Here is a 12,447-nt window from a genome sequence, read left to right as displayed (position 1 = left end):
TTCGTAAACCTCACCAATCATGCGCTCATCTCTCCGCCAGAAACTGTTAAGCCGGGACTCGCTGTTTTGCGCCTTTTTCGCCACACTATGCGTTGCCCTGTGCTTCGTAGACATTAACCGCTTTGAAGAGCCGGAGGCCCAGAGTGGACTCCTGCACGAGCGTGCCCGCGTGCTCTCGGTGGACAACAGCACCGTGCGCCAGAACCTGATGCTGCGCTCCGGCGCGCAGCGGCTCGAGGTCGAGCTGCTCAGCGGCCCTGACAAAGGCAAACAGCTCACCGCCGACAACATCCTCACCGGGCAGCTCGCACTCGACGAGTACTTCCAGCCCGGCGACGACCTGCTGCTCCAGTACTCCTCCGGTCCCCAGGGCAAGCCCATCGCAGGGGTAGCCCGTGGCCACTACCGCGTGCAGGGCGAGGTGCTGATGTGTGTGCTGTTCGTCGTCCTGCTGCTGCTGGTCGCAGGCTCGACGGGTGCCAAGGCACTGCTGTCCTTTGCCTTCTCGGCCCTGCTAATCTGGAAGATCATGATCCCGCTCTTTCTCGATGGCAAAAACCCGATCATGATTGGCATGGGTGTGGTGCTCCTGCTGACGGCGTGCATCTGCTTCCTTGTCGGGGGGCTCACCCGCCGCGGGCTGGCGTCGTTTCTGGGCTCGGTGCTCGGGCTGGCCGTCACCTGCATACTCGCGCTGGTCTTTACCGATGCCTTCCGCATCAATGGCGCGGTGCGGCCCTTTAGCGAAACGCTGCTGTACTCGGGCTTTTTCGAGCTGAAGCTAACCCCTATCTTTATTGCAGCGGTGGTCATCGGCTGCTCCGGGGCGATGATGGACCTGTCGATGGACATCGCCAGTGCCATGCACGAGATCAAGGAGAAGAGCCCCGGCATCGGCCGCTGGGAGCACATCCGCTCCGGGCTCTCGGTAGGCCGGGCCGTGACCGGCACCATGACGACCACGCTCCTGCTGGCCTACTCCAGCAGCTACATCACCATGCTCATGCTCTTCACCTCGCAGGGTATGCCCCTGGCGCGTATCGCGAATATCAACTACGTGGCCGCCGAGTTTCTCAACATCATGGTGGGCAGCTTCGGGCTGGTTACGGTGGCCCCCTTTACAGCGCTGGTCAGCGGGTTCATCTGGCACTACCGTATGCCCACCACTCAGCCCCAAGCCGAGCCGGTCACCCAAGCCAGCGAAGCGCAGACCGCGTAGGGGCAAACGCCGGACGACTGCCCCATTTTCAAGCGCGTATCGCTGCGACTCTTGTCCCACGCAAGAGCCGCTAATATTTTGCACGCGCAACAATCGTCAGCTTGACCGACAAGTTCATTCAGGCGTAACATCAAGTGCTTTCACGGGGAGAGAGCATGAGATTTTTGACATTTAGGCCTCGGTTGGTCGAGTGCCTGCGCGGTTATAACCGCGGACAATTCGGAGCGGACCTGACCGCAGGTATCACTGTGGGCATCGTGGCCCTGCCGCTGGCCATGGCCTTTGCCATCGCCTCCGGTGTCGCACCCGAGGCCGGTATCATCACCGCCGTCATCGCGGGCTTCATCATCTCGGCCTTCGGGGGCTCGCGTGTGCAGATCGGCGGGCCGACCGGCGCATTCATCGTCATCGTTTACGGGATTCTGACCGAGTACGGTGCCTCAAACCTCGCCGTGTGCACGATCATGGCGGGCTTTATCCTGCTGATCATGGGGTTCGCCGGTCTGGGGCAGGCGATCAAGTACATCCCCTACCCGGTCACGGTGGGCTTCACCTCGGGCATCGCCGTGCTCATCCTCAGCACGCAGATCAAGGACTTCCTCGGGCTCGATCTGGACAAGGTCCCCTCGGCCTTCCTCGATAAGTGCGCGGCTCTCGGCGGTTCGCTCGGCACCACCCACCTGCCAACGGCCCTGCTCGCCATCAGTGCGCTGCTGCTGATTATTTTCTGGCCGAAAAAGTGGATGCGCGTCGTACCCGGCTCCGTGGTGGCGCTCGTGCTCGGTACAGTCGTCGTGGCTGTCTTCAAGCTCCCGGTGGAAACGATCGGGACGCGCTTCGGGGGCATCCCGGAGGGATTGCCGCCTCTGCACGTGCCAGAGTTTTCCTTCTCGGAGCTCGGGCGGCTGATCCAGCCTGCCACCACCATCGCCCTCCTCGCCGCCATTGAATCATTGCTGTCTGCTGTGGTCGCCGACGGGATGATCGACGACCGGCACGACTCCAATCAGGAGCTCAAGGCACAGGGTCTGGCCAACATTTTCTGCCCGCTCTTTGGCGGGATCGCCGCCACCGGCGCGATTGCGCGCACAGCGACGAACGTCAAAAGCGGGGGCCGCACACCGGTCGCCGGGATGATCCACGCCGTGACGCTGCTGGTCATCCTGCTGGCCGCCGCGCCACTGGCCAAATCCGTCCCGCTGGCCGTGCTGGCCGCCGTGTTGGTCAAGGTCGCCTACAACATGGGCGAATGGCACCACTTCAAGCGCCTGTTCAAATGGCCGCGCAGCGATGCGGCAGTGTTTCTGACCACGTTTGCGCTGACGGTGCTTTTTGACCTCACGCTGGCCGTGGAGGTTGGCATGATCCTCGCGGCGATCCTCTTTATCAAGCGCGTGGCCGACACCTCCCAGATCACGCCGGTGGATGCCTCCACCGACACCGAGGGGCCGCAACACAGCCTGCTGGGTAAGGACATCCCCGACGAGGTGCAGGTCTTCCGTATCCTCGGGCCGTTCTTCTTCGGCGTGGCCGACCGGCTGGAGACCGCACTTAAGCGCGCACAACGCGAGCCAAAGGTTGTCATCCTGCGCATGCGCAAGGTCACGGCCATGGACGCAACCGGTCTTAACGCTCTGGAAAATCTTTACGAAAAGCTGCGAAAGAAAAATCGCCAGCTCGTGATCAGCGCCCTCCAGCCTCAGCCGCACAAAGCCCTGAAAAAGTCGGGTCTACTCGCGCGGATAGGCGCGGAAAACATCTGCCCGGACATCGACGCCGCACTGGCTCGCGCTCATACCTTACTCTCGGAGTAATCGCAGGGTTACCCGGACGCGCAGGGCGCAGCCCTGTTAGTAACCGGCCTCACTGGAGGCCATCAAAGGATAATCGACCATAGGCCGGTCATCCTGCAGCGACACCGTGGCCGTGGTACCGGGCAGCTCACGCATCTCGCGCAGGCAGCGCACGCGTGTGGCCAGATCTTCGATCGACATGGGCTGTGACAGAGTCAGCAGCCGGAGCGGATCGTCCTTAGGCGGGGCGTAGTTGATCGGTGTCACCACCCAGCCCTGGATACGGTCGCCGATACGTGTAGCCACGACCGCATGTGTGTTTTTCAAATCTACCAGACGGGCCATCAGCTCGCGGCTGGGCACGGCGTCCACGAGGACGATAACCTGGCGGGTATCCACCTGCCCCCGCAGTTGCGAGGCATCAGCCGTGATCGGGTCCAGATCCCGGGAGTCACTACGGGCCACATACACAAACGCTCCCACTGACAAGGCGACGGCAGCAGCCATCCCCCCGATCTGGGTGACGTAGGCGAAAAGCTTCTGACGGCGCGAAGGCTCCGGCATGATATCATCATCCGGGTCGCGCACATAGCTACCACAGATGATCCGGTTCTCGGCAGCACGCAGGCTACGGCACTGCTTAAAGGCACGACGACGCGCGGCACTGGAAGCCAGCTCCTTCTTCAAGTCGGCAACCCCCTCGGGAGTAATCTCCTTATCGAGGTAGAGATTTACCAGCTGCTCAAAGCGGCTGTCGGTCATTTAAAATCACTCCCCATCTGCTCGCGGAGGCTTTCGCGGGCGCGGGCGATGCGACTCTTTACCGTTCCTACGCTGATGCGCAGTTCTTCGGCGATTTCTTCGTAGGAGAGGTTGTGAACGTTACGCAGGACGAGAATCTCCCGGTGCTTGTCATTGAGCTGCTGCATGCAGGATGACACGCGATCCACGAACTCCTGGGTCAGGGTGGCTTCACCGGGATCCTCGCCCTCAGCGGGCAAGACATCGGCCAGCGTGGCATCACTGTCCTGAGTCAGGTTCTGATCGAGAGAGAAAGATGAGCTGCGCTTACGCCGCCACCAGTACCAGTAGCGGTTGTGGGCGAGGTTCGTGGCGATCTGATACAGCCACGTGGAAAAGGCGGAATCACCGCGGAAGTTTTCGAGGCCTTTTTGCGCACGGATAAAGGTATCCTGCGTCACCTCCTCGGCGTCTTCGCGGTTCTTGAGCAGTTGGAAAGCGCGAGCAAAAATTCGGTCCCAGTAGAGGGTTACAATCTCTCCGAACGCACCGTTGTCGCCATCCTTCACGCGGGCGACTAACACTTGGTCAGCTGGGGGGGTCTCCATAAGAATAGAATCGGTTTAACAGTAGGAAACTTAACGGGCGGAAATGTTCCCCAATAATGGCACCCAACGAGCCTTTTTTCAAGCGCGGAGTGCCTCCTCAGGACAAAGCCCTGCACCTGTGGGGGACATGCCCCATAAACACTGCTCCAGCCGGAGTGCCCGTGCGGTCACGCACCACCGAGACTGGAGACGCCCAGCTCGCGCACGTGGTGCTGGCTGGCGGGCTCCACATGTATCAGGACATCAAGTACTTCCTTGTGGCGGTTGAGGATGTTCATGCGAACCTGATGGGCGATCTCGTGCCCCTCCTCAACCGTTAGCGAGCCGTCCACCTGCAGGTGCAAATCCACGTCGAGCATGTCCCCTACCCGTCGCACGCGGAACAAGTGGTAGGCCACCGCCCCCGGCACCGGCAGGATGTGCTCACGGATGTCGTTGATGACGGCCTGGTCCGGCGCCGTATCGAGCAGGTCCTTGCAGGTGTTTAAGATGATCTTCCCGGCCTCCAGACCGAGCCACCCGCCGAGGATCAGGCCGACCAGCTTGTCGAGAAAGGCCAGCTGCGGCCCACCGATCATGATTGCGATCAAGGCGATAAGGACCAGAGCCGAAGAAAGCGAGTCCGTCCGGTGGTGTAAGGCGTTGGCTAGCAACAGCCTGGACTTCTCCTGCCGGGCGATTCTGCGGGTCCGCCAGTAGAGCCATTCCTTAGCGGCCAGGGAGAGCACCGCAGCAGCCAGCGCGGGCCAGGTCGGGTCGGCGGAGTCACCGTCCACCAGCTGATGCACCGAGCTGATAATCAAGCCGATACAAAAGCCGAGCAGCGCCAGGCCGATAAACAGCGAGCTGAGGCTGGCAAAACGGTGATGCCCGTAGGGGTGGTTATCGTCCCAGGGCTTAGCGGCCATTTTCAGGCCAAAAAGCGCCACCACATCAGTGGAGAGGTCCACCAGCGAGTGAAGCCCGTCGGCCATCAGCGCAGCCGAATGCGAGAAGAAGCCGATCACGCACTTGAGGGCACCGAGCAGGATATTCATCCAGACACTTAGCCACGTTACACGCAGACCCTCTTGCTTTTTCTCCATGAACGTCTACTCTTTCACGGATCAGCCCGCCCAAGACAAGGCTGTATGCTGCCCGTTGACGGTAAAAATGGCGTTTCGCCATCTCGACAGGCAGCTCTGGCGTTACACCGGGCGGACTTTGCCACCTGTAATGGCCCTAGCAATGACACAAGAATCCTTATCCTGCGAGCCGCTCGTGATCGCCGGCCGGAGCTTCGGCTCCCGCCTGCTGGTCGGCACCGGCAAGTTTTCCTCCAACACCGCCATGCGCGATGCGCTGCGGTCCTGCGGTACCGAGTTGGTCACCGTCGCCCTCAAGCGTGCCAACCTTGAGTCCGAGGCCGACCCCTTCGCCGACATCCTGGACTTTCTGGAGCCCGACCGCTATCTGCTCCTGCCCAATACCGCCGGAGCTATGGACGCCGATGAGGCGCTCCGCCTGGCGCGCCTCTCGCTGGCTGCGGGGCTGCCCCAGTGGATCAAGCTGGAGATCCACCCGGACCCCAACTACCTGCTCCCCGACCCGATCGAGACCTACAAGGCCGCCAAAGTCCTCGTCGAAGAAGGCTGGACCGTGCTGCCCTACATCAACGCCGACCCCGTGCTGGCCGCCCGCCTGCAAGACATCGGCTGCGCCGCGGTCATGCCGCTGGGAGCTCCTATCGGCTCCAACCGCGGGCTGGAAACCCGTGCGCAGATCGAGATCATTATCGAGCAGGCACGCGTCCCCGTCGTCGTAGACGCCGGGCTCGGTACGCCCTCACATGCCGCTGCCGCACTTGAAATGGGTGCCGACGCCGTACTGGTTAATACCGCTATCGCCGTGGCCGCCGATCCCTGCCGCATGGGCAAGGCCTTTGCCACCGCCGTGGAGGCCGGTCGAGCCGCCTACGAGATGGGTCTCGGCCCGCGGTCCAGCCAGGCCGTTGCCACGAGCCCGTTGACCGCGTTTCTGGATTAAGAGTGTTTCACCCGCCTGTGCGGGTGCGCCCCACCGCATGCTAAGTACCCTTCAGTTTATCCGCAACCGCCTGTCCGAGGCCCTCTGGGTCAGACCGTTGGTGATGTGCGTCGTCTCCTTTATGGGGACCGTTGTCGCCTACCTGCTCGGACGCTGGGTGGATGCGAGCCTCGTGCCTGACATCAGCCGCGAGTCGCTGGAGGTGCTGCTGGGCGTCCTGAACACAGGGATGCTGGCTGTCGCGGTCTTCGCGGTGGGGGCCATGGTCTCCGCCTACTCATCGGCAGGCCAGACGGCGACTCCGCGGTCATTTTCGCTGATCATCGCCGACGACGTTTCCCAGAACGCGCTCTCCACCTTCATCGGGGCGTTTCTGTTTTCGGTCATCGCCGTCCTGGCGCTGATGAACGGCTTCTACAGCGGCGCGGGTCGCTTCTTTCTGCTGATCCTGACGCTGGCGGTTTTCTGGGTCGTGGTCATCACCTTCATCCGGTGGGTGGATCGCATTGCCCGGCTCGGGCGGCTCGCCATGACATTGAAAAAAGTCGAAGCCGCCACCACCCGTGCCATCACCCGCTACCAGCGCTCGTGGCTCTGGCATGGTGCCTCTGAGGAGGAATCCGCCGAGGGCGTCGAGGTCCGCGTACCGCGCATCGGCTACCTGCAGTGGATCGACTTCAGCCTGCTGCAACGCTGGGCTGACAAGGCTGACCTGAAGATCCGCCTGAATGTGCTGCCGGGTGCCTTTATCACGCCGGACCGCGTCGTCGCCCGCATCATGGGCAAGCCCGAGCGAGCCATCGCCGAGGAAGACCTGGAGCGGCTCGGGCAGGCTTTCCGCCTGGGCGAGCAGCGCCTCTTCGACGAGGACCCCCGCTTCGGATTCGTGGTGCTCTCGGAGATTGCCAGCCGCGCGCTTTCACCTTCCGTCAATGACCCCGGCACGGCCATCCAGGTCGTGGGTCAGCTCGTTCGCCTGCTTCACCTCTGGAGAAACCCCGAGGAGGAAGCTGATGCCGAGACAGATAAACGCTACGACCGGCTGGAGGCCCCAGCTGTGCAGCTTGAGTCCCTTTTTGACGACGCCTTTATCGGTATCTCACGGGACGGCGCGTCCATGCGGGAGGTCATGATCCGCCTGCAAAAGGCATTCCGCGCCCTCGCCGCTATCGATCCGGAGATGAAGGACATGGCTGAGCACTACGCCCGCCTCTCCCTCAAACGCGCCCAAAACGCCCTCTCCCTGGAGGAGGACTACGAAGATGTCCGCGCCGTCTATGAGCAGTGGGCGAAGTAAGCCCCCGCCATTCCAGACCGTAGAATTTTGAGAATCCTTTCTGTAAAGGCGTTGCCTTTCGCCGCGCCTCGTTTACAATTAATCGATCATGGCCAGACCTGCCAAGTACCACACCCCGGCCGAAGCGCCGGTTGGAACCTTTTCCGAGAGCCTTCAGCGGCTGCCGATCAGCGAGCTCGCCTACCGCTCGCGCCACGGTGACCGTGCCCGCATCGAGCAGATCATCCGCAAGGGACGCGCCGAGACGCTGGAAGAATTTGCCCTGCTCACCTCCCCTGAAGCCGGTGAGTATCTCGAAACCATGGCTGCGATTTCGCAGCGGCTGACGCAGCGCTTCTTCGGTAAGGCGATCCGGCTTTTTTCGCCGCTCTACCTTTCCAATGAGTGCGTCAACGTCTGCACGTACTGCGGCTTTTCGCGGCACAATGACATCCCGCGCCTGACCATCCCGGTCAACGTAGCCGAGGAGCAGATCGCCAAGATCGCCCGTCAGGGCTTCCGCTCGCTGCTGCTGGTGGCCGGGGAGCACCCCAAGTATGTCTCCAACGGCTACGTGGCCGAGTGCATCAAGGCCGGGCTCCGGCACATGCCCTCCGTCGCCCTGGAGCTCGGGCCGATGGACGCTGCCGACTACGCGCCGCTCGTCCAGACCGGAGCCGAAGGCCTCATCGTTTACCAGGAAAGCTACCACCAGCCCACCTACGAGGTGATGCACAAGGCAGGCCCGAAAAAGTACTTCGCCTGGCGCGTCGATACCGCCGAGCGCGGCTACGAGGCCGGGTTCCGGCGGCTGGGTATCGGTGCTCTCTACGGGCTCTACGACTGGCGGCACGAGACGATGGCCGCCGCAGCCCATGCCCACCACCTGCTGCGTAAGTGCTGGAAAGCCCAGGTCTCGGTCAGCTTCCCGCGCATGCGGCCTGCCGCTGGCGGCTATGAGCCTAACCCGGAGTTCTGCATGAGCGACCGGCAAATGGTGCAGGTCATCTGCGCGCTGCGGATGTTCCTCCCGCAGGTCGGCGTCACCCTCTCCACTCGCGAGTCTCCCAAGCTCCGCGACGGCCTCGTCAAGGTCGGCGTCACGCTGATGAGCGCAGGCTCCAGCACCGAGCCCGGCGGCTACGAAAACTTCAACGAAGACACCTGGGTCCCCGAAGGCGACCAGCCCGGCGAGCAGTTTCATATTGCCGATGAGCGCCCGCCGGTTGAGATTGCGGCCATGATTCGCCGCCAGGGCTACGAAGCCGTCTGGAAGGACTTCGACCGCGCCCTCGTCACCACGGACACCTCAACCTGAAACACAGAAAAACTTTCCCCTGATCATGAGCGACAAAATCCACATCACCGCCAACGGTAAACCCTACGTACTGGAAACGGCCACCACGCTGCCGGACTTCCTCGACTCGCTCGGGCTGGCCCCGGAGCGCGTCGTGGTCGAGCGCAACCGCGAGGCTCTCACCCCCTCCGAAACGCTCAAGGCCACCCTCGCAGACGGCGACAACCTCGAAATCGTCCGCATCGTCGCCGGCGGGTGAGCCAGCCTTCTAGGCTTAGGGCGAGAAGGCTTTCTCATTTTCAGCGAAGAGGGGGATTGCCTTACCGGGTCGCAACCGTTAGGTTTTCCCGCTTTTCATGAAGTTGACAGACCTGAACCCGCACGGAGGCATCGGAGCAAATTGCCTTCTGGTCGAACTGGGACCGTTCCGTTTTCTGATAGATGCGGGCATTCACCCGAAAAAAGTCGGACGCGAGACCCTGCCCGATTTTGACAAGCTCGCCCCCAACAGCATCGACGCGCTCATCCTGACGCACTGCCACCTGGACCACCTCGGGGCCGTGCCCGTGGCCCTGCGCCACCAGCCCGAGGCGATGATCATTCTCAGCCGCCCCACGCAGGAGCTGGCCGTGCGCATGCTCCGCAACTCCTGCAACGTCATGCGCCGTCAGCGTGATGAGCAGCGCATCCCCGAGTACCCGCTGTATTCCTTTGCCGAGCTGGACCGGCTGGAGCCCATCATGTTTGCCCTGCCCTACGGGCACTCCCGCACCTTTGCCAAGGGCGGTGAAGAGGTGCAGGTCACCCTCTACCCCTCCGGGCATATCGTCGGCGCTGCCGCGATCAAGCTCACCTACAAGCACCGCTCGATTTTCTTCACCGGGGACGTGCTCTTCGGGGACCAAAAGACCCTACCCGGTGCGGCCTTCCCGGACGAGACCTTTGACACTCTGGTCATGGAAACGACCCGCGGCCTGACCCGTCGCACCGACGATACCCGGCGCGAGGAGGAAGTCGCCCGCCTCATCCAGACCGTCAGCCGCACGCTGGAAAATGGCGGCTCCGTGCTCATCCCGGCTTTTGCCCTCGGGCGCATGCAGGAGATCCTCGCCATCCTCGACGAGGCCCGCACAAAAGGCGACATCCCCAAAGTCCCCGTCGTCTGCTCCGGGCTCGGCCTCGATCTGGTGGATTATTTTGATGTTATCGCCCGCAAGATCGGGGCGGTAAAGTTCCGGCGCAATGTCCTGAAACGCCTCGGCGTGCAGGCCCTCAAGCGCGCTCCTGCGCCCGGCAAGCCGCCCTCCAAGCCCACGCTTTTTGTGGTTAGCAGTGGCATGCTCGTCGAGAACACGCCCTCCTATGCCATCGCTGCGTCCCTGCTGGGCAGCCCCCACAACGCCCTGTGCTTCGTGGGCTACTGCGACCCGGACACCCCCGGCGGGAAGCTTCTGCAAACCCCTCAGGACGAGTCCTTTGTCTTCGAGACCCTCGACCATGTCACCCCCGTACGGGCTACGATCGAGCGCTTCGACCTGAGCGGTCATGCCGACCGCGAGGAGCTGCTCAGCTTTGCCCGTAAGTGCGAGCCGCGCGCCATTGTCCTGACTCATGGCGATCCCGAGGCACGCAGCTGGTTCCATGAGCAACTGGAGCAGGATGAGGCCGCCTATCAGATCATAGATCCCGCCCCCGGCACCTGCTACACAGTATAGTTGTATAGACTGTATTTTATTTTAGGAGCATCCCTCTTTTGACGGGTTGACAAATCCATTAAATGAGGTCACTCCTTTATCTATACTGGTACGGAAATTGCGTGACATGCGCTAGGGTCGTCGTATAACGTCGGCTACAACAAGTCATTAGGTTTGATGTTAGGAAAAATATTATCTTCTCTGTCAGTGCTGGCCGTTGCTCTCACAGCTCAAGCCGGCTCCATCGCCTCGCTCCAACTGGAATCTGCGAGTCACCTTGCACTTAATATCCTCCAGGAGGATTGGTCGGCAGATGAAATTTCGACCATCGACCGCCCTGCCTTTACCCTGACTTATCCCACCGGCTGGCACATCGCCACCAGTCAGGATGATTACGATGCGGATCACCTGTTCACGATCGAGGTCGCCAACGGGGATTCCTACATCACGATCAAGCTCTTTGTTCCCGACGCCAATACGGACGCCGACGACATCATGTTCAGCATCCTCACGACGCTGGACGGGCCGATGATCGAGACCTACTCCCGTGACAGCTTCAATAACTGGGGCCAGTTCGAGGGCCAGGGGGTTCACCTCAAGGGCAAGATCGCCGGGTTCCTCCCCGGTGGCGCACGCATCTTTGTCTCCACCATGGGCCAGCGCGGCATTCTCGTGACAGAGCTGTACTATGCGGATGACCTGGACGCAGCCTTCCCGGGCTTCGACCTGATCCGCAAGAGTTTCGCCTTTAAAGACTAAAGACCTATACGCGGCACGCCATTAAGCCGCGTTTTTTGGTTACCGGTACAGGCCTGTACCTGCTACTCGCTCTTGGCAGAGGCTTCGTAGCATTCTTTCACGACACGGCAAAAGGCCGGGCTCCCCGCCACGTAGCGAACGGGTGGCATGTGCACGTGAAAGCTGTCGATGGGAAACAGCGGCTCGTCCAGATAGACGATCTCCCCGCCCGCCGCCTTGATCAGCGCGAACCCTGCAGCCACATCCCACAGCTTGACCCGAAAGTCCACGCACGCGGCCAGCTTACCGATAGCGGTGTAGGTGAGGTTCAACGCCGCACTCCCGAAGCAGCGCACCCGATACTTTTCAAACAGCGGGCGCATACGTGTCAGGTCCTCGGGTGAGTAGGGAAAGTTCGTCGCAAAGTGGCTGTGAGGGGTCGGCTCATCCGTGATCACGCGCCCCCTTTGGGTGCCATCGAGCACGCCCTCGCCTTCGCCCCCCTGGACGAGTACCCGGCGGGAAAAGTCGTAGATATAGCCGTAGATCGGCTCGCCATTACGCAGCAGCGCCAGAGAAATGCCGCACATCGGTACGCCGAGAGCGTAGTTATTCGTCCCGTCGATGGGGTCGATGATCCAGGCATACTCGGCCTCAAGCTGCATCACCTCGTCCTCGGGGTTGGACTCCTCGCTGCAGTAGTCGTCGTGCGGGAAGGAGCGACGCAGCTCGGTAAATACCTTCTCTGAAATCGCGAAGTCGGCAAAGGTCACGCGGGTATCGTCTTCCTTCCACTGGCTCTCGACCTGCCCGAACTGGCCTTCAAAAAATGCAATCTGGTTCTTCACCGCGACCCGCCCGGCGTTGATCCGGTGGCGCAGTTCACTTGGCACCGGCTTGCGTCCCGGCTTTCTCTTCTGCGGTTTCATGAACCGGCCACCCTGACACCTCACCCCGCCCTTGGCAACGTCCGATAGCGAGCTTCTTTTTTTCTGGGGGCTCCGCGCCCCCACGCCCCGCGGCAGCCGAGGGCTGCACTTTCGATCCTACGCATCG

At 61.8% G+C, this 12,447-nt stretch carries 12 protein-coding genes; 8 read left to right on the top strand and 4 right to left on the bottom strand.

Translation table 11 applies throughout. The features are described from left to right. The first annotated feature begins 19 nt into the window (after positions 1 to 19). Together K0V07_RS11220 and sulP are read left to right on the top strand one after the other, a co-directional pair. Positions 20 to 1,219, top strand: a complete 1,200-nt coding sequence (locus tag K0V07_RS11220) for a YibE/F family protein (RefSeq protein ID WP_220621482.1) — start codon at positions 20 to 22, stop codon at positions 1,217 to 1,219. A gap of 155 nt (positions 1,220 to 1,374) precedes the next feature. Then, positions 1,375 to 3,033, top strand: a complete 1,659-nt coding sequence (gene sulP, locus K0V07_RS11215; RefSeq protein ID WP_220621481.1) for a sulfate permease — start codon at positions 1,375 to 1,377, stop codon at positions 3,031 to 3,033. Positions 3,034 to 3,069: 36 nt separating this feature from the next. Here the strand turns inward: sulP and K0V07_RS11210 are convergent, their stop codons facing one another. The 3 genes from K0V07_RS11210 to K0V07_RS11200 form a co-directional block, all read right to left on the bottom strand. After that, positions 3,070 to 3,774 carry a hypothetical protein gene (locus K0V07_RS11210; RefSeq protein ID WP_220621480.1) on the bottom strand — a complete coding sequence of 235 codons (705 nt, stop codon included), beginning with the start codon at positions 3,772 to 3,774 and terminating at the stop codon, positions 3,070 to 3,072. After that, the gene (locus K0V07_RS11205) at positions 3,771 to 4,361 is read right to left on the bottom strand and encodes a sigma-70 family RNA polymerase sigma factor (RefSeq protein ID WP_220621479.1); all 591 of its coding nucleotides are present in this window, start codon (positions 4,359 to 4,361) and stop codon (positions 3,771 to 3,773) included. Before K0V07_RS11205 ends, K0V07_RS11210 begins: the two co-directional genes overlap by 4 nt. 167 nt (positions 4,362 to 4,528) lie before the next feature. Beyond that, positions 4,529 to 5,446 carry a cation diffusion facilitator family transporter gene (locus K0V07_RS11200; protein WP_220621478.1) on the bottom strand — a complete coding sequence of 306 codons (918 nt, stop codon included), beginning with the start codon at positions 5,444 to 5,446 and terminating at the stop codon, positions 4,529 to 4,531. A gap of 142 nt (positions 5,447 to 5,588) precedes the next feature. Between K0V07_RS11200 and K0V07_RS11195 the strand changes: the two genes are divergently transcribed. The 6 genes from K0V07_RS11195 (at position 5,589) to K0V07_RS11170 (ending at position 11,412) form a co-directional block, all read left to right on the top strand. Further along, positions 5,589 to 6,386: a thiazole synthase gene (locus tag K0V07_RS11195; RefSeq protein ID WP_220621477.1), complete on the top strand. Its 798-nt coding sequence runs from the start codon at positions 5,589 to 5,591 to the stop codon at positions 6,384 to 6,386. A gap of 37 nt (positions 6,387 to 6,423) precedes the next feature. Continuing rightward, the gene (locus K0V07_RS11190) at positions 6,424 to 7,683 is read left to right on the top strand and encodes a DUF2254 domain-containing protein (RefSeq protein ID WP_220621476.1); all 1,260 of its coding nucleotides are present in this window, start codon (positions 6,424 to 6,426) and stop codon (positions 7,681 to 7,683) included. Between the two features lie 88 nt (positions 7,684 to 7,771). Further along, on the top strand, positions 7,772 to 8,980 hold the full coding sequence (gene thiH / locus K0V07_RS11185) for a 2-iminoacetate synthase ThiH (protein WP_220621475.1): 1,209 nt from the start codon (positions 7,772 to 7,774) through the stop codon (positions 8,978 to 8,980). A gap of 25 nt (positions 8,981 to 9,005) precedes the next feature. After that, positions 9,006 to 9,218, top strand: a complete 213-nt coding sequence (thiS, locus tag K0V07_RS11180) for a sulfur carrier protein ThiS (protein WP_220621474.1) — start codon at positions 9,006 to 9,008, stop codon at positions 9,216 to 9,218. A 97-nt stretch (positions 9,219 to 9,315) separates the two neighbouring features. Beyond that, a complete protein-coding gene (locus K0V07_RS11175; RefSeq protein WP_220621473.1) occupies positions 9,316 to 10,674 on the top strand; it encodes an MBL fold metallo-hydrolase in 1,359 nt (452 codons plus the stop codon). A gap of 156 nt (positions 10,675 to 10,830) precedes the next feature. Further along, complete coding sequence (locus K0V07_RS11170) at positions 10,831 to 11,412, top strand: hypothetical protein (protein ID WP_220621472.1); 582 nt, start codon at positions 10,831 to 10,833, stop codon at positions 11,410 to 11,412. Between the two features lie 62 nt (positions 11,413 to 11,474). Here K0V07_RS11170 and K0V07_RS11165 read toward each other — a convergent pair whose 3' ends face one another. Next, positions 11,475 to 12,320, bottom strand: coding sequence for an inositol monophosphatase (locus K0V07_RS11165; protein ID WP_220621471.1), 846 nt, complete (start codon positions 12,318 to 12,320; stop codon positions 11,475 to 11,477). Positions 12,321 to 12,447: the final 127 nt, after the last annotated feature.

Source organism: Ruficoccus sp. ZRK36, assembly GCF_019603315.1.
Taxonomy (GTDB): Bacteria; Verrucomicrobiota; Verrucomicrobiia; order Opitutales; family Cerasicoccaceae; genus Ruficoccus.
This window is presented reverse-complemented; position numbering and strand designations above follow the sequence as displayed.